The sequence below is a fragment of the Actinopolymorpha sp. B17G11 genome (genome assembly GCF_040196095.1).
GTDB lineage: Bacteria > Actinomycetota > Actinomycetes > Propionibacteriales > Actinopolymorphaceae > Thermasporomyces.
Genome location: NZ_JBEFTW010000005.1, coordinates 93,910 through 111,089, shown reverse-complemented (window position 1 = coordinate 111,089; position 17,180 = coordinate 93,910). Strand labels below are relative to the sequence as shown.

The 17,180-nt window shown below is 70.3% G+C and carries 16 protein-coding genes; 7 read left to right on the top strand and 9 right to left on the bottom strand.

Translation table 11 applies throughout. The features are described from left to right. Positions 1-217: 217 nt before the first annotated feature. The 4 genes from imuA' to ABN028_RS07715 all read left to right on the top strand — a co-directional run bounded on the left by imuA' (position 218) and on the right by ABN028_RS07715 (position 7,546). Positions 218-1,096 carry a DnaE2-dependent mutagenesis accessory factor ImuA' gene (gene imuA', locus ABN028_RS07730; RefSeq protein ID WP_349328372.1) on the top strand — a complete coding sequence of 293 codons (879 nt, stop codon included), beginning with the start codon at positions 218-220 and terminating at the stop codon, positions 1,094-1,096. Next, positions 1,093-2,982 (top strand): DNA polymerase Y family protein, encoded by a 1,890-nt coding sequence (locus ABN028_RS07725; protein WP_349696107.1) that lies wholly within the window; start codon positions 1,093-1,095, stop codon positions 2,980-2,982. The genes imuA' and ABN028_RS07725 overlap by 4 nt, the downstream gene beginning before the upstream one ends. Before the next feature lie 144 nt (positions 2,983-3,126). Beyond that, positions 3,127-6,732: an error-prone DNA polymerase gene (locus ABN028_RS07720; protein WP_349696106.1), complete on the top strand. Its 3,606-nt coding sequence runs from the start codon at positions 3,127-3,129 to the stop codon at positions 6,730-6,732. A gap of 61 nt (positions 6,733-6,793) precedes the next feature. Beyond that, complete coding sequence (locus ABN028_RS07715) at positions 6,794-7,546, top strand: hypothetical protein (protein WP_349696105.1); 753 nt, start codon at positions 6,794-6,796, stop codon at positions 7,544-7,546. An 11-nt stretch (positions 7,547-7,557) separates the two neighbouring features. Here ABN028_RS07715 and lipB read toward each other — a convergent pair whose 3' ends face one another. After that, positions 7,558-8,217 carry a lipoyl(octanoyl) transferase LipB gene (gene lipB, locus ABN028_RS07710; RefSeq protein ID WP_349696104.1) on the bottom strand — a complete coding sequence of 220 codons (660 nt, stop codon included), beginning with the start codon at positions 8,215-8,217 and terminating at the stop codon, positions 7,558-7,560. A 116-nt stretch (positions 8,218-8,333) separates the two neighbouring features. After that, positions 8,334-8,906, bottom strand: coding sequence for a type VII secretion system-associated protein (locus ABN028_RS07705; protein ID WP_349328377.1), 573 nt, complete (start codon positions 8,904-8,906; stop codon positions 8,334-8,336). A 371-nt stretch (positions 8,907-9,277) separates the two neighbouring features. Between ABN028_RS07705 and ABN028_RS07700 the strand changes: the two genes are divergently transcribed. Beyond that, positions 9,278-9,910, top strand: a complete 633-nt coding sequence (locus ABN028_RS07700) for an HAD family hydrolase (RefSeq protein ID WP_349328378.1) — start codon at positions 9,278-9,280, stop codon at positions 9,908-9,910. Here the strand turns inward: ABN028_RS07700 and ABN028_RS07695 are convergent. The 3 genes from ABN028_RS07695 to ABN028_RS07685 all read right to left on the bottom strand — a co-directional run bounded on the left by ABN028_RS07695 (position 9,907) and on the right by ABN028_RS07685 (position 11,851). Continuing rightward, positions 9,907-10,203 carry a hypothetical protein gene (locus ABN028_RS07695; protein ID WP_349696103.1) on the bottom strand — a complete coding sequence of 99 codons (297 nt, stop codon included), beginning with the start codon at positions 10,201-10,203 and terminating at the stop codon, positions 9,907-9,909. The two genes, ABN028_RS07700 and ABN028_RS07695, sit on opposite strands and share 4 nt — an antisense overlap. A gap of 128 nt (positions 10,204-10,331) precedes the next feature. Beyond that, positions 10,332-11,057, bottom strand: coding sequence for an HAD family hydrolase (locus tag ABN028_RS07690; protein WP_349696102.1), 726 nt, complete (start codon positions 11,055-11,057; stop codon positions 10,332-10,334). Further along, complete coding sequence (locus tag ABN028_RS07685; RefSeq protein ID WP_349328381.1) at positions 11,054-11,851, bottom strand: peptidyl-tRNA hydrolase; 798 nt, start codon at positions 11,849-11,851, stop codon at positions 11,054-11,056. Before ABN028_RS07685 ends, ABN028_RS07690 begins: the two co-directional genes overlap by 4 nt. Before the next feature lie 128 nt (positions 11,852-11,979). Between ABN028_RS07685 and ABN028_RS07680 the strand changes: the two genes are divergently transcribed. Further along, positions 11,980-12,720 carry a PIG-L deacetylase family protein gene (locus ABN028_RS07680; protein WP_349328382.1) on the top strand — a complete coding sequence of 247 codons (741 nt, stop codon included), beginning with the start codon at positions 11,980-11,982 and terminating at the stop codon, positions 12,718-12,720. Here the strand turns inward: ABN028_RS07680 and ABN028_RS07675 are convergent. From ABN028_RS07675 to ABN028_RS07660, 4 genes are all read right to left on the bottom strand, one after another. Further along, complete coding sequence (locus ABN028_RS07675; protein WP_349328383.1) at positions 12,677-13,159, bottom strand: hypothetical protein; 483 nt, start codon at positions 13,157-13,159, stop codon at positions 12,677-12,679. The two genes, ABN028_RS07680 and ABN028_RS07675, sit on opposite strands and share 44 nt — an antisense overlap. A gap of 29 nt (positions 13,160-13,188) precedes the next feature. Continuing rightward, positions 13,189-14,283 (bottom strand): hypothetical protein, encoded by a 1,095-nt coding sequence (locus ABN028_RS07670; RefSeq protein WP_349696101.1) that lies wholly within the window; start codon positions 14,281-14,283, stop codon positions 13,189-13,191. Positions 14,284-14,527: 244 nt separating this feature from the next. Further along, positions 14,528-14,980 (bottom strand): thiol-disulfide oxidoreductase DCC family protein, encoded by a 453-nt coding sequence (locus ABN028_RS07665; RefSeq protein WP_349696100.1) that lies wholly within the window; start codon positions 14,978-14,980, stop codon positions 14,528-14,530. Between the two features lie 85 nt (positions 14,981-15,065). Further along, on the bottom strand, positions 15,066-15,503 hold the full coding sequence (locus tag ABN028_RS07660; protein WP_349328386.1) for an ATP-binding protein: 438 nt from the start codon (positions 15,501-15,503) through the stop codon (positions 15,066-15,068). A 271-nt stretch (positions 15,504-15,774) separates the two neighbouring features. On the opposite strand from ABN028_RS07660, the gene ABN028_RS07655 reads away from it, so the two are divergent. Further along, a complete protein-coding gene (locus tag ABN028_RS07655; RefSeq protein ID WP_349696099.1) occupies positions 15,775-17,112 on the top strand; it encodes a S8 family serine peptidase in 1,338 nt (445 codons plus the stop codon). The last annotated feature ends 68 nt before the right edge of the window (positions 17,113-17,180 follow it).

Genomic DNA, 17,180 nt, shown 5'->3' with positions numbered 1-17,180 from the left:
AAGCTTTTGCTTTCGGCTCGACTGGGCACGGACTTCAGTCGCGGGCATCGGTGTCCGGCCATCGCCCCCTCGAGGTAGGCCTGCCGTGGCGTGAGGTCGCCGAGGGTCCGGGTGGCCGGATCGTGTTGTAGAGCTGGCGGTTCCTACGTGGGGTCACGCCAGAAAGCTTGGCGCAGTAGAGATTGACACCATCGAACGTACGTTCGATGATGGAGTGGTGGCTGGTTCTGCGCAGGGACGCACCCTCGACGTCGTACGCACGTCGGCAAGCCAGCCTGCCGTGGCCGAACGCACCGGATCGAAACCCGGCATCGCGGACCACAGTCGGGCGAGGCGCAACCGTGCGGCGGTGGTGGAGGAGCTGCGGGCCGAGCTCGCGGCCCGCCCGGCGACTGCCACGGGATCCGGCCGGGCGGTGCCCACCCTCCCCGCGCTCCCGGCCTTCGGCGACCTGCTGCCAGAGCGGGGACTTCGCCGGGGCGCGAGCTATTCGGTCCAGCGTTCGGCGATGCTCACCATGGCGCTCCTGGCCGGAGCGTCCCGGGCGGGCTCCTGGTGCGGGATGGTCGGGATGCCCGGTTTCGGCGCGGAAGCCGCGGCCGGGCTGGGCATCGACCTCACCCGGGTCATCCTGGTCCCGGCGCCGGGACGACAGTGGCTCAACGTTGTCGCGACCCTGGTCGACGTCCTCGACCTCGTGGTCGTCCGCCCACCTGCCCGCCCCTACGACGCGGAGACGCAGCGGCTGGCCGCCCGAGTACGCGAACGCGGCGCCGTCCTTCTCGTCCAACGCCCGGACTGGCCGGGATGCGAACTGCGGATGGCGATCACGTCGAGCACCTGGCACGGCCTCGGCGCCGGGCACGGGCACCTGACGTCTCGCGAGGTGACCGTCGAGGCGACGGGGCGGGGCACCGGCGGGCGACGTCGTACGACCCGGTTGTGGCTGCCCGACCGCGCCGGGGACGTCCGCGTCGCCGGACCGGCGGATCGCGCCGACCTCGCTCCGCTCACCGAGCTTGCTGAGCTTCCCGACCTTGCTGACCGTCCCGGTCGCACCAGCCTCCCTGGCCGCCGGTGGGAGCGCGCGGGATGAACGCCGTACGCACGATCGTCGTCTGGTTCCCCGACTGGCCGGTGACCGCTGCCGGGCGAGACGCCGGGCAACCACCGGACGCTCCCCTCGCGGTCCTCGACAAGGGGCAGATCTTCGCCTGTTCGCACGCCGCGCGCGCGCATGGCGTGAGACGCGGGCTGCGGGTCCGCGAGGCGCAGGCGCGGTGCCCTGACCTGGTGACGTTGGCGTACGACCCGGCTGTCGACGCCCGGGAGTTCGAACCGGTCGTCGCCGCGATCGAGGCCCTCGCCCCTGGCGTCGAGGTCATCCGACCGGGGCGGTGCGCGCTCGCGGCCAAGGGGCCGAGCCGCTACTACGGCGATACGTTCGGGCAGATCCTGCGTACGCACCTCGAGGAGGCCGGCCACAGCTGCGTGATCGGGATCGCGGACGGGCCGTTCGCGGCGGAGCAGGCGGCGCGTCTGGCCGAACGCTCCGGCGAACGGGAGCTGGCCTTCCCGCCCGGGGAGTCCGCCCGCTGCCTCGCCTCGCTCCCGGTCGACACACTCGACCGGCCCGAGCTCGTCGACCTGCTGCGCCGGTTGGGTATTCGTACGTTGGGTGCGTTCGCCGCGCTGCCCGCCCGACAGGTGCTGGCCCGGTTCGGCAACGACGGTGTCGCCGCGCACCGGCTCGCCGCCGGCCGTGACGACCGACCGCTGGCGACGCGGCGGCCGCCGCCCGAGCTGGCGACGGACGCCGCGTTCGAGCCGCCGGTCGAGCGGGTCGACCAGGTGGCGTTCGCGATCCGCGGCACCGCCGAACGCCTGGTCGCCGGGCTCGCCGAACGCGATCTGGTCTGCACCTGTCTCCGGGTCGAGATCGACACCGAACGCGACGAACCGCGCAGCCGGCAGTGGCGGCATCCGCGGTGGTTCAGCGCGGCCGATGTCGTCGACCGGGTGCGCTGGCAACTGCAAGGGACCAGCACTCGTGCGTCCGACACCTCGGCCGCGACGTCGGTAGGCGGAACATCGGTGGGTGGCGGCTCGACCGGCGCAACCGGCTCGGATGGATCGGATGGATCGAGCGGATCGGGTGGCGGCTCGGGCGATGGCAGACCAACCGAGGAACTGACCTCCGGTGTCGTACGCGTCCGGCTGATTCCCGACGACGTGGCCCCAACCGGGGCGTACCAGGACGGTCTGTGGGGCGACCAGGCACCCGACGAACGCATCCACCGCGCCTTCACCCGGGTGCAGAGCCAACTCGGGCACGAAGCGGTGGTGACCGTCGTTCTGTCAGGAGGGCGGGCACCGGCCGAACGCATGACGTTGGTGCCGTGGGGCGACGACATCGCACCTGCCCGCCCGACCGGGCAACCGTGGCCGGGGCATCTCCCGCCTCCTGCCCCGACCACGGTCCTGGCCACGCCCGAACCCGTGCGGGTCCTCGGTGCGACCGGCCACCTGGTCGAGATCAGCGAACGCGGTGCCTTGTCGGAGGACTGCCGCCTGCTCGAGCGGGACAGCTCTGACAACTCGGTCATCACGGGCTGGGCGGGTCCCTGGCCGGTCGACGAGCGCTGGTGGGATCCGGTGGCGGCCAGCCGCTGCGCGCGATTCCAGGTCGCATGCGCTGACGGGCGGGCGTTCGTCCTCCGGTACGAAGCCGGCACCAGGTCCACCGCCGACCCCCTCGCCAACAGCATCAGCAGCGTCTCTGGCTTCAACGGCCATTCTCCCGACGGGACCACTTCCTCTGGGAACAATGCCAGCAGCATCCCTGACGCTGACGCCCGCTCCAGCACCGGAAACCCCAGCACCGGAAACCCCAGTGCGGGCACGAGCGCTCGGGGTACCACGGCCTCCCACGTGCAGGACGCTGAAACCGGCCGATGGTGGATCGAGGCCTGCTATGACTGAGCTCCTCCTTCTCTCCACCTCGCGCGCCGCTCATGATCATGCGTCACTTTCAGGGCTTTTTCGGCGTGAAGAAGCCCTGTTTCTCACGCATGATCATGAAGCCGCCCCCGGATTCACCGGCCGACCCATCCGAGGGCGGCACTGATGGGCTGGGACAACCCGCAGGTCCCGTGGTCAGAGCTCGAACGCAAGCTCTCCGGCCGGCGACGCCCCGGTGGTCCGCCACCACACGCCGACGGCGGCGACAGCCCGGCGTGGACCTCCGTACGTCCGCCGTATGATCCGCCGCCCGAGGACCGTCCGCAACGCCCCGACGGCCCGGTCGTTCCGTACGCCGAACTCCACTGTCATTCCAACTTCAGCTTCCTCGACGGTGCGAGCCATCCCGAGGAACTCGTCGAGACCGCCGTCGCGCTGGGCCTCCAGGCGCTCGCACTCACCGACCACGACGGTCTTTACGGTGTCGTACGCATGGCCGAGGCCGCCGAGCTCGCAGGCTACGACCTCGCCACCGTCTTCGGCGCCGAGCTCTCCCTCGAGCTTTCCCAACCGCAGAACGGCATTGCAGACCCGGAGGGCAGCCACCTCCTGGTGCTGGCGCGCGGCGAGGAGGGTTATCACCGGTTGGCCGGCGCCATCACCGAGGCGCAGCTGCGCGGTGGAGAGAAGGGACGCCCCACCTACGACCTCGAGGACCTCGCGGCGCGCGCGGACGGCGAGTGGGTGATCCTCACCGGCTGCCGCAAGGGCCTGGTCCCACGCGCCCTCGAGCACGGCCCCGCCTCCCTCAGCAACACCCGCACCCTCAGCAACACCGGCACCCTCGGCACCCTCAGCGTCCATGCCGGCAGAAGCCGAGGCCACGCCGACGGCATGACCGCCGCCGACCGCGAACTCGACCGGCTCATCACGTTGTTCGGCCGCGACAACGTAGTCGTCGAACTCATCGACCACGGCTATCCGCTCGACACCGACCGCAACGACGCCTTGACGGAGCTGGCGAAGGCCCGGCGGCTTCCCGTCATCGCCACCAACAACGTGCACTTCGCCACTCCCGACCGGCGTCCACTCGCGACCGCCCTCGCCGCCGTACGCGCCCGCCGCAGCCTCGACGAGATCGACGGCTGGCTGCCCGCCGCCGGCACCGCGTTCCTGCGGTCGGGTGCGGAGATGGCCGAGCGGTTCGCCCGCTATCCCGGCGCGGTTGCCCGCACGGTCGACTACGCCAACCAGCTGGCATTCCCACTGCGCAGGGCGAAACCGAGACTCCCCAAACAGAACGTCCCTGACGGCCACACACCGATGAGCTGGCTCCGCAAGCTCGTCTTCGACGGCGCCGACGAAATGTATGGTTCGTACGTCGGTAAAGCCCGCGACGACGCCTACGCCCGGTTGGAAAAAGAGCTCCAGGTCATCGCCGAGAAGGATTTCCCCGGCTACTTTCTCATCGTCCACGACATCGTGACCTTCGCCCGAGAGCGCGGAATTCTCTGCCAGGGCAGGGGATCCGCCGCCAACTCCGCCGTGTGTTACGTGCTCGGCATCACCGCGGTCGACGCGATCTTCTACAACCTTCCGTTCGAACGGTTCCTCTCCGCCACCCGCGAGGAAGAGCCTGACATCGACGTCGACTTCGACTCCGACCGGCGAGAGGAGGTCATCCAACACGTCTACGAAAAGTACGGCAGGCGCAACGCGGCACAGGTCGCCAACGTCATCACCTACCGGCCGAAGATGGCGGTCCGCGACATGGCCAAGGCGTTGGGCCACAGCACCGGACAGCAGGACGCCTGGTCCAAACAGGTCGACGCCTGGGGCAGCGGTGTGGCGACGGTCGAGACCGACGTACCGCCCGCCGTGGTGCAACTCGCCGAACCCCTGCTGAGATTTCCGCGACACCTCGGCATCCACTCCGGCGGCATGGTGCTCACCGAACGCCCAGTCGGCGAAGTCTGCCCGATCGAGCACGGACGCATGAAGGATCGCACGGTTCTGCAATGGGACAAGGACGACTGCGCATGGATGGGCCTTGTCAAGTTCGACCTGCTCGGCCTCGGCATGCTCGCCGTCCTGAAATACACGATGGACGACATCGAGGCACACCTGGGCGAACACTGGGAGCTCGCGACGATTCCCAAGGAGGAGCCGAGCGTCTACGACATGCTGTGCCGCGCCGATTCGGTCGGGGTGTTCCAGGTGGAGAGCCGGGCGCAGATGGCCACCCTGCCCCGGCTACGGCCGCGACGGTTCTACGACCTCGTCATCGAGATCGCGCTGATCCGGCCCGGGCCGATCCAGGGCGGCGCGGTCCATCCGTACATCCGGCGCAAGCTCGGTCAGGAGCCACCCACCCCACCCCATCCGAGCCTGGCGCCGGCGCTCGAACGTACCCTCGGCGTTCCGCTCTTCCAGGAGCAACTCATGCAGATCGCCATGGAAGTGGGCGGCTGCAGCGGCGACGACGCCGACCTGTTGCGCCGGGCGATGGGATCCAAACGTGGGTTGGAAAAGATCTCCTCACTCAAGGAGAAGCTCTACAACGGGATGGCCGTGCGGGGAATCACCGGCGAAACCGCCGACATGCTGTACGAAAAGATCGAGGCGTTCGCGAACTTCGGATTCGCTGAAAGTCATTCGATCAGTTTCGCGTTGCTCGTCTATGCGAGTGCGTGGTTCAAGCTGCATTATCCGGCGATCTTCCTGGCGGCGTTGTTGCGGGCGCAGCCGATGGGTTTCTATTCGCCGCAGAGCCTCGTGACCGATGCCCGCCGGCACGGTGTGGAGGTGCGCCACCCCGATCTGCACGCCTCCGGCGTCCATCCCGTGATGGAGCGGCTCGGCGAGCGAGTGAGCAGAATGGTCCGCGAGGAACGAGCGGCCCACGGAGCGAACGAGGAGCCGAACGCGACCATAAGCATGGAGCGGCTCGCCGAGTACATCGCGACCGGTGACCCGGCATGTCTGTCCGACCACCAGCCGCCCACCGGGCCCTTCGATCCTGACGCTCCCGCCGACGACGCCAAGCATCGCCGCGACGGGAGGTTCGCCGTACGCCTGGGTCTCGCGGGGGTGAAATCGATCGGCGAGGATCTCGCCACGCGCATCGTCACCGAACGCGACGCCCACGGGCCCTACGCCGACCAGGCCGACCTCGTTCGCCGGGTGGGGCTCACCTCCGCCCAGATGGAGGCGTTGTCCACCGCGGGGGCGTTCGGATGCTTCCAGCTCAGCCGCCGGCAGGCGCTGTGGATCGCGGGCAGTGCCGCGCAGGAACGCCCCGACCATCTGGCTGCCGACTCCGCGTCGATCCCGGAGCAGGTGCCGCTCCTGCCGGACATGAATCCCGCCGAACGCGTGATGGCCGACCTGTGGGCGACCGGGATCTCCCCCGACGACTACCCGACCCGGCATGTACGCGACAAGCTGGAGGCGCTGGGAGTCGTCCCCGCTGACCGGCTCGCCACCTACGACAACGGGCGCCGGATCCTGGTCGGTGGTGTCGTCATCCACCGACAACGTCCTGCCACAGCCGGGGGCGTGACGTTCCTCAACCTCGAGGACGAGACCGGGATGGTCAACGTCATCTGCCCCAAGGTGGTGTGGGACCGCTTCCGCCGGATCGCCCGCGACTCACCCGCCCTGCTCATCAGGGGCCGACTCGAACGCGCCCAGGGTGTCACCAACATCGTTGCCGAGAAGTTCGCCCCGCTACCGCTCACGATTCGTACCATGTCCCGCGACTTCCATTGAGGGGCGCCTTGTGGGTTTGTTCCGGTCGGCGTCGCCGACCCCCACCCCCTAGGCTTCGGCCGTGACCAATTCCGTCGACCTTGCACCTCCAAGGTTCGCGGCGCTGGTAGGCCCGGCCGTCACCCGCGCGTTCATCGCCGGCATGCACGCGGGGCGCACCGAGGGACGGGAGCTCGTGCTCTCCTATGGCGGCCAGGCTGTCGGCTACCTCATCGACCTGCGCAACCCGCTCGCCGCCGGTCGATCCGTCTCCCGCGACGGGCTGGCGGCCGTGTACCGCTACACCGACCCCGGCGAGGTGGACGAGACCGTGCAGCGCAGCGTCGACCATGGCCTACTGAGCCGGGCCCCGGCCGGCGAGATCACCGCGACCGAGCGGGGACAGGCGTTTCTGCGCGACCTGTTCGCCCTGCACGCACGGGTGCTGACCGAGCGGTGGGGGCAGGAGCAGAACGGTCCGGTCGAACGGCTCAACACCCTGGTGGCCCGAATCCTCGCCCAGGCGACTGCGACCAGCGGCGACGCCTGGGCGGTGCACGCGCCGCCCTTCGAACCGAGGGACACGCCGTCACCCGTGCTGCTGCTCAACCGGCTGTCGACGTTGCGGATCCACCGCGCCGACGCACACGCAGCCGCCTGGCAGCGGGCAGGGCTCTCGGCCGCGGACATGGTCGCGATGCCGTGGGGCAGCACGTGGAGCCCGCAGCGACAGGCGGTTGAAGACGAGACCAACCGGCGCGCCGCATCGCCGTACGCCGTCCTCACCCCGGACGAACGCCTGACCATGCTGGCGGACCTGGCCATGCTCCCGTGACGCGGGCAATCTCAGTCAGCGCAACCACTGCTGGCTCGGGCACCCAGCGCGCCGGCCACGGCGTCGCGGATCGCCGCGTCGGACGGCACCGGAACTCCCGAGGCGTCGGCCAGCCTCCGCAACGACGTCATCGTCACGTCCTGCAGCCCACACACCGTGAACTGGTCGAACACCCGCATGTCCGGGTCGACGTTCAGCGCGAATCCATGGCTCGTGACGCCGCGCCGGATCCGCATGCCGATCGACGCGACCTTGTGGTGTTCTGGCGTCCAGACGCCGACGAGGCTCGCTGCCCCGGGCGGGGTGTCGCGCCGCATCGTCGCGAACCCGAGCTCGCCGAGCGCCGCCACGAGTCCGTTCTCCAGCCAGCGGACGACGTCGACCGGGCCGCGTTCTCGCAGGTTCACCACCACGTAGCCGATCAGCTGGCCGGGCCCGTGGTAGGTCGCGTACCCACCCCGGTCCACCTGCACCGTCGGCACGCCGGCCGCGGCGGGCGGCAGGTCCTCGAGTGGCGTCCGCGGACCGTACGTGATCACCGGCGGATGGCTCAGCAGAAAGAGTCGGTCACCGACCACGCCGCGCTGGCGTTCGTCGACCCAGCCGGCCATCTGGCGGACGGCCTCCGGATAAGGAACCTCGCCCAGGTCGACCCGTTGCAGCAGCGACATCCTTCATCCTTCGCGCGTGAGAGGCTCCTTCGCACGAGGGACGGGCTCGAGCGGACCTTCTCGGTAAACACGTGTCGCCGTGAGGCTACCCGTCGAGAGACGCGCCTCTCCCCAGGTCAGCCCTCCAGGATTTCCGGGCCATCCAGGGTCAGCGACGGTGGTGAGCCAGGGTTGAGCCGCACACGTACGCGTCGCAACACGTCGGCGAGCCGGCGGACCTCCAGTTCCCGGGGCGGTCCGCCGGCCGCGGCGCCTGCCGTGACTCGCTCGGTCGAGGTGAACGCCATCAACAGCGAGCGTCCCTCGGAATCGGTCACGATCGGGATCTGGCCACGGGCTCCGCGAAGGGCGGGGATCACGAGGGTGGCCTGGCGTAGGGCAACCAGCAGGTCGGACGTCGGCCCGTACTCGGCGACGGCCAACTCGAGAGCGCGTTCGACCTGGTTGACCGGCACCGGAAAGCCACGCCGGCGAGGCCCGGGTCGGTACTTGCCGTTCGGACGGTATCCGTCGCGGAGAATCTGACCCGCTCGGTTGGTGGGAAACGCACCCTCGATGCCCCACGCCGGTACAGCGCCGTCTGGGTCGAAATCCGGGTCGATCACGTACACCCACTGGCCCGGGTTCGCCCACGCAACCTCGCGCATGCCCTCGGTGATCCGCGGGACTTCCCTGCGAGCGTCGTCCATCGCTGTTTCTCCAGACGGCCAATGAGCCTGGTCCTCCGTGCGGGCCTTCACAGTGCCTGCGGCCCGGGACGCATCCCCTACGGCTCAATCCTCGGCGCGATCTGACGGGCGTTCGGTCGAGGTCGAAATCCTCACGGCCTTCCTCACATCGCTTGAGCATTGCCGACATAACGGACATGCGATATCGACGCAGAACACTACCTTCCACCGGGTCGACCTTCCACACCGTCGTCCATCGAGGGCGAGCCGCTCGCGCGCCCACAGCGGCCGACTTCCCACTCGCCGCGGGCCGCTCGGCACGTTCGCACGCCGACCTCCTCTGCACCGGTGGGGCCGGCACTCGCACGACGGGACCTGGCAGGATCGGCGCCATGCCTTCGGTCCCGTTCGACGCGGTGCTGTGCGATCTCGACGGTGTGGTCCGGCTTTGGGACCCCGATGCGATGAACCGGATCGACCGTACGCACGGACTACCGCCGGGCACCCTCGCCGCCACCGCCTTCGCGCCCGCACGCCTGCAACCAGCGGTGACCGGTCAGGTGACCGACACCGAGTGGCGGGCCGCGATCGTCGCCGACCTCGCTTCGGCGTACGGGTCACCGCAAGAGGCGCAGGCCATGGTGGACGCCTGGTCCGCGCTCATCGGCGCTGTCGACCGGGACATGCTCGAACTCCTGGCCACGGTCCGCCAGCACGTGCCGGTGGTCCTGGTGTCCAACGCGACGACCCGCCTGGAGGACGACCTTGACCGGCTCGGCATCGCCGACGCCGTCGATGCGGTCGTCAACACCTCACGCATCGGCGTCGCCAAGCCCGCCGCCGAGGTCTACCGCCACGCCGCCGGCCTGGTGGGCGCCGATATGTCGCGCTGCCTGTTCGTCGACGACACGCCCGGCCACGTGGACGGTGCCCGAGCGGCAGGAATGGTGGGCGTCCACTTCGACGGCCTCGACGCCCTCCGAAGTGTCCTCTCGCCACTGTGGTCCGCCGCGGCCTCCGGCTAGTCCGGCGCACTCCGACGTGGTTGCCGGCGTACGCGGACCACATGGGCGTCGAGGTCGACGTCGAACGGCGGGTCGCCACTCGGGCGTACGACCTTGCGCACGGTCTCCTGCTCCATCTCCCGCTTCACCAACCGGGCGGTCGGATCGAACAGCTGGGAGATCTCGAGGCTCATCCCCCCGCTGCTCTTCGTCCGGCGGTAGTAGATCCATCGCCGGCGTTCCATCCAGAGCAGGCCACGATCGAGGACGAACAGCGCAACGGCAACCGCCCCGGCGATGAGGGCGACCTTCACACCAGCACCTCCCACGGCCTCCCCAACGAACGGTGGACGAGCCTGGTTTCGCAACCTCAGCGCCTGCCGGTCAACCGGCGTGGCGTGGTGTGGCGCGCGTCGAACCAGGCCCGGCGGCTGCTTGGCTCCTACCCCGCGAGCACCGCGAGCAGATCGGCGGGAGCGGTGAGAGCCGGAAAGCCCTGCGTACGCGCGACCGCCTGCCGGCGTACCTCCGTCGGCCAACGGTTGACGTGCCATCGCGCCGCGAACGCCCGCATGCCGACCGCCGCAGCGCCCGCCAGCTCGTCGCTCCCACCGTCACCGACGAAGACGCACGCTTCCGCGGGTACGCCGAGACGCTTGCACGCCACCAGGTAGATGGCAGGGTCGGGTTTCGCCACGCCCACGTCGTAGGAGAACACGACGGAGTCGATGCGGCGGGCGAGCGGACTCGACGGCCAGCCCTCGACCTCTTCCACCGAGCAGTTGCTGACCAGTCCGAGCCGAAAGCCGGCCCTCGCGAGCTGGTCGAGGGTGTGCAGCACTGCCGGATCGACGCGACGGAGGACCGAGGTTTTCGCGGCTGTGCGTTCGGCGGCGAGCTCCTCGATCCGCGCCCGCACCTCGGCGTCGGGCCGACACCCGCTGCGTACGCATGCCTCCGCGAGCACGTCCTCGAACGCGAGGAGTCGGGTCATCCGCTCGTGCTTGCGTGCCCGCCACAGGGAGTCGAACAGGCCCCGATCGATGCCGAGCCGGTCCGCGGGCACGCGACCGGACGCCGTTCCACCGACGACGAGATCGACCTCCGTGACCAGCGTTTCGTACAGGTCGAAGACCACCGCCGCGCCGTGGACCCGGCGAGCGTTCATGGGCGCAGAGACGCGAGTTCGGCGAACGTCGACGCGCACGTGTGTGTGCCCGGCTCGACCTCCGTGTAGCCGGCGTCGGTGACCAGCGCCGCCTCGACCTCTCCCCCGACGACGCCGCGCCACGTCTCTCGTGACGCCTCGACGATCCGCAGCGGGAAGCCGGCGTCGACCCAGCCGAACACCCGCTCCGCGCCGAGCTCGAGTAGGCCGAGCTGCGCCGCATGTCCCACCTGCGCGCACGCCTTGCCGGTCGACATCGCCAGCCGGGGCGCCAACACGATCGTCAACGTCGGACCGCCGGCCGCCTCCGCCTCCGCCCCTACGTCCTCGAGCGGGAAGCGGCCGGGAGACCGGTCAGGATCGACGTCCAGGTCGAGCCCCTCCACCTGGAGTTTTCCCACCGGCGGCGGGACCTCCGACACCGGATGCGGCAGCAGCGCGCGGACCTCGGCGTCGTCCACCGTCGCCGTGACGCCCGGCAGCGCGGCGACGTCGAGCCATCGCGAACCCCGCGCGCGGCGTACGACCTTGCGGATCCGGCCGTCCGCCCAGCGTTCGAGTGGCTCGTGCCACGGGCAGTCCGGCGCGGCGGCGGGATCGGCCAGGAGCCGGACGACCGCCAGTGCAGAGGCGTACATCGCCTGCTGGTGCGAGGGCGTCCGGTCCCGCTCGACCCGGACGACAATCGGCAGCGACCACGGCTCGGCGTCGTCGCGCGCGGCTCGCGCGCGCCACGCCTGCGTCCGCCAGTGGGTACGCCAGAACCGGACGGCGGCCCGCTGCTCCTCGGTCATGGCGTACCTCTTCGGTGAGGGGACCCTCATTCACTAGGTTCATGCGATGGGAGCCCTCCGAGGGCAGTCCCGACAGGTGCTAGCCAACCACGTGTGCCGACCACCGCCCCCACCGAGAGGGAACGCAGATGAACGACCGACCGGGCGAGCTCGTTCCGCTTCCGGACGACTGGCAGCGCTGCCTCGCGATCGTCGCCCACCCCGACGACCTCGAGTACGGGACGGCCAGCGCCATCGCCGGCTGGACCGCCGCCGGCCGCGATGTTGCGTACGTCCTGGTCACCAGAGGTGAGGCCGGGATCGACGGGCTCCCACCGCAGCAGGCCGCCGCGCTCCGCGAACGCGAGCAGCGCGCCAGCGCGGCCGCCGTCGGAGTCTCGGAGGTGGAGTTCCTCGACCACCAAGACGGCGTCATCACCGAGGGCCTCAGGCTGCGTCGCGACCTGACGAGGGCGATCCGCCGGCACAAGCCCGAGCTGGTCGTGACGCTCAACCACCGCGACACGTGGGCACCCGGCGCATGGAACACCCCCGACCACCGTGCGGTCGGCCGGTCGGTCCTCGACGCCACCGGTGACGCCGGCAACCGCTGGATCTTTCCCGAGCTGGTCGAGGAGGGGTACGAACCATGGGGCGGGGTGCGCTGGGTGGCGGTGTTCGCCTCGCCCGAGCCCTCCCACGCCGTCGACGTGACGGACACACTCGAGGCCGGGGTGCGTTCCCTGGCCGAACACCGTGCCTACATCGAGGCGCTCACGTCCCAGGACCCGACGGACTACGCCCGGGAGATGCTGACCAGGAACGCCCGTGCGGCGGGCGAGCGGTTCAGTGGGCGGTTGGCGGCGGCGTTCGAGCTGTTTCCACGCTGACACTGCGCAGGGCGGCGACGGCGGCAGCCAGCCGTGCGTCCCGCGTCGGGCTGCCCGGGCGCGCTTCGGCGACGAACTCGACCAGGTGCCGGCGCGGCCCCGAGTCGAGGTCCGCCGGATCGAGCCCCGCCGCCAGCAACGCACGGGTGAGGTCGGCCGGCATGGACCGGCCGCGGGTACTCGCGGGAAGGACGAGGGTTCCACGCCAGTGATCGGGAAGCTCCGGCTGGCCGGGCAGCGGGTTCACGATGGTGACGTCGTCGAGGGTCAGGACGCGGACCTGCACCGACACCCGGCTCCGGGCGTACTCGACACCCGGCTCCCATGCCCCGGCCAGCACCAGCTTGGCGGCCCGGTAGCTGTCGTACCCGCTGATCCGCTCGTCGAGGACGTAGCTGCGGAGGCCGTCGTGGTCCTCCCGATGTCCTCGGACCGCCATCGTCCTCGGCGTACGCGCAGCCACCCGCGTCATCGGCTCGGCCCCGTGAGCGGCAGCCCGGCGTACGTCGTGTACCAGAGCGGCCGGTAGCAGCGCCACCGCTCCGGTACGAGTCCGCGGACGCTGCAGCGGTCCTCGACTTCCCGCCGGATCCGGAGGTAGTACGACAGGTCCGTCGCGTCCGGCGACCGCAGGACGTCCATCAGCGGGGTGTGCGACTGGTAGACCTGGATCGATGGGAAGACGGTCACCTGTGGGAGCAGCAGTAGCAGGAAGTCGCGCATCTCGACGTACGGATCAAGTCCCACCACGTAGGTGAACGACGTGTCGAGCCCGGCGGCGCGCGCCCTCGCGAGCAGCGCCGGCATCTCCTCCGGGCGCAGGCTGGCCTTGCTCTCCTTGAGCAGGATGTCGCGCCGGGAGGTGCACTCCGCGGTGAGGTAGAGCAGGAACGGCCCCACCTCGCGGGCGATCGCGTCGAACGCCTCCTGGCTGCGCAGCACCGAGCTGAGCAGCCCGATCCGGGGGTGGATGCCGTGGTCGGAGAGAACCCGCCGGACGGTACGCAGATGATCGAGCGCGGCGGCCTCGGTGTGGAAGCAACCGGTGGAGATCGTGACCTCGGTCAGGTCCGCGAGCGACCCGCCGGGCGGCAGTTCGGCCGCGAGACCGGCGAGGAGGGCCGCGATCTCGTCGTCGAGCCGCAGGCGCGGGTCAACCGCGTCCTCGAGCGTCGTCGGGCAGAACGCGCATCCGGTGCAGCGGCTGCGGGAGTTGGGGTTCAGGGTCGCGGCCCGCCACCGTTCACCGTCCCAACAGCGTAGGTAGCCGGGCACCGCGTCGTCGGCGACCACCCGTTCGGCGGCGGCCACCGTGCGCCCCTCGACCACGAGCGCGTCGCCGACGAGCTCGAAGGGGGATTCCGGGCGCCCGGACGGTACGACGATGAGACGCGGTTCCGGCTCGGTCGGCAGGCGAAGGTCGATCCGGACGCGGGCGCCCGCGGGTGTGCGGATCCCGTGCACGTTGAGGGCGATGAGCAGCAGGTCGGTCCAGGCGACGTCGTAGTCCGAGGCGAGAGATTCCCAGCGGGCGAGTGCGGTGGAGTCCACCGTGGCGGTCATCGCTCCTGCTCCCTTTCCGGCCGAGTCAACGGCTCTCTAGGTCAATCGCGCGTTTCCCGCATCCCGATGCCCGCCCCGAGGAACGCTGTTGTCCAAACAGTCCCATAGACGTCGCCAAGCATCCATTTCGTTCCATAGATGACGGAAATCCAGACATTCCCACCATGCGACGATAGGCGTGCCAGGGAGGGCGGGTTTCTGTCGTACGCAGTGCGGTGGTGCGCTGGCCCGCGGATGGACCGGATCACGCGTCCGAGGGGCCCGTTCGCCGGGACGCTCGGAGCCCGCCGGGGGCGGGGCCGTCCCTGGGGGGAAGTGCGCAGGCCGGCGTACCGCCCGGCAGTCGGTACCGGTTCACGGCGATGACGCGGTAGACCAGCTGGGCGAGCCAGCGGAACGGCGGAATCCGGATCACGGCACCGGGTACCAGCCACATGCCACCCGAATCGAGCAGGAGACTGCCGATCGCCTGGGCGCCCCCGTCGATCCGGCCGTCAGGACCGATCCACACCACTTCGTGCTCGGTCTGCGTACGCGTGACGCCCAGAGCGGCGAGGTCGACGCGCTGCCAGGGCACGACGTCGGCATTGGTGGGGATCCACCGCTCGATCAGCTGCGCGCTGCGGGTGCAGAACCCGCAGTCACCGTCGAAGAGAAAGGTCGGCAACGGGTCGGCACCGCGATCGCGAGGTCCCACGTCTCCATGCTCCCTGATCGCCACAAATCTGGCACACCCGGAGCGACAGGCGGGACGGCAACGACGCGTCAGCGCACCACTCGCGTCACCGCGCGCGTGCCTCTGCGGTGTCGAGGGAGAGAACCGCGAAGACGGTGGTCGTGTCCGGCTCTCGGCGTACGCCCCAGTTCTCGGCCAGTTGGTCGACGATGGCAAGGCCCCGGCCGCCGAGGGCCGAGGCGGGAAGGTCCAGGTTGCGCGGGTACGTCGCACCACCTCCGTCGGTGACGGCCACCTCCAGTTCAGCTGACCGCCGCGTCCAGCGGACCCGTAGCGTCCCCGCGGGCAGCGGGCGGGCATGCCGAAGGGCATTGCCGACGAGTTCGCTCAGGACGATGAGTGCGTCATGGGCATCCTCGGGGGAGACGCCAGCGAGCCTCAGGTCTGCACCAAGCCTGCGCCGGGCCCTCCGCGCACTCGCCACCTCGAAGGGCAGCATCAACGCCGTGGAAGTCGCCGAACTCTCGACGGGAGCCACAGTCACGCCTTCTCCTTCGACCTCCGCTCGCGACACCCTGACAACGCACGAACCTGCGCAGGCATGACGCTTTGCTTCCCTTCCTGGCGCGTTGGGAAACACTTCGACCATGGCCGGGGCCGTCCAGCGCCCGACAGGGCCCGAGGTCCCCTTGTCGGTCCCACCATGTCGAACCTTCGCCCGCCGACCTGGTTTCCCGCGCGGCCGGAACTGGACGCTTCACCACTGGCTACCGCCGATCCGGCGCATCCACCCAATCCGGGTACTCTCGCCCACTGTGAGGTGCGCGAGAAAGCAATCGACCCGAGCGGCCGGCTTCCTCCTGGCGCTTGTAGCCGTCGCCGCGCTGCCCGCCGCTCCCGCCCTGGCAGGGCCCGCCCAGGCCACCTCAACGGTGGCGCGGGCGCCGGGCGCCGTCGAGGCCGGCGCCGGATTGCCCCGTGCCCCCATCCGCCGCGGTCAGCTCGCCGAACTCTGTCAACAGCAGCCGCGCCCGAGCAACTCGATCGCGGAGACGCCCTGGGCGCAGGCGCGGCTGCAGTTCGACCGCGTGCACACCTTCGCGACCGGTCGCGAGGTCACCGTCGCCGTGGTCGACACCGGCGTGTGGGCGTCCCATCCCCAACTCAACGGCCCTGAGCTCGACGGTGGCGTGGTCGACCAGGACAACGGAGGGAGCCTTGTCGGGGACGGCGTGTCGGCCACGGTGGACTGCGACGGACACGGCACCCTCATCGCCGGCATCATCGCGGCCCGCCCAGCCGACGACACGAACTTTCAGGGCATCGCACCCTTCGCCAAGATCCTCCCGGTCCGGGTGACGAACTCGCTCGACGAGGGATCGGCGGGCACGCTGGCCGACGGGATCAACTACGCCGTCGACCAGGGTGTCGACATCATCAACGTCTCCGTCCTCGCCGACAACGAGTTCCCCGCGTTGGTCGATGCCATCAAGCGGGCCCTGGACAACAACATCGTCGTGGTCACGGCGGCCGGCAACACCGGCGCCGAAGACAACGCCAAGAGGTGGCCCGCCGAGCTCGCCCGCAAGCCGGGCTTCGAAGGCCTCATCGTCGTGGGTGCGACGAACCAGGACGGCACGCTGGCACCGTTCACCACCACCTCGGTCCCGGCGTCCGTGGCCGCGCCGGGCGTGGGGGTCACGGGACCCGCTCCGATCCAGGGTCATACCCGCAACGACAACGACGGGACCAGCTTCGCCGCACCGTTCGTGTCAGGGACGGCGGCGCTGGTGCTGGAGGCGTACGACAAGCAGCTCACGCCGCTCCAGGTGAAGCGCCGGCTGCAACTCACGGCCGACCACCCCGGAGCCGACCTGCCGGCCGAAGGCCTCGGATATGGCGTCGTCAACCCCTACGAAGCCGTCACCGCCATCCTGCCGGAGTCGAGCTCGGCCCCCGCGACGCCTGAGGCCGGGATCAAGCCGCTCGCCGCAGACACGGGTCCGGACACCACGGCCCGCGACGTCGCCCTCATCGTGAGCGGAACCGCCGTCGGCCTTGCCCTCATCACGCTCGGTGCGGTCGCGACCTACCGGCGCGGCCGCGACCGCAGCTGGCAGCCGAGCCAGGAACGACCGCAGACCCAGACCTGACGCGAAACCGCACCCGCCGAGCCCGAGCCCCCGACCGACACCCCGCGTGAAAGCCGTGGCGGGGCGGC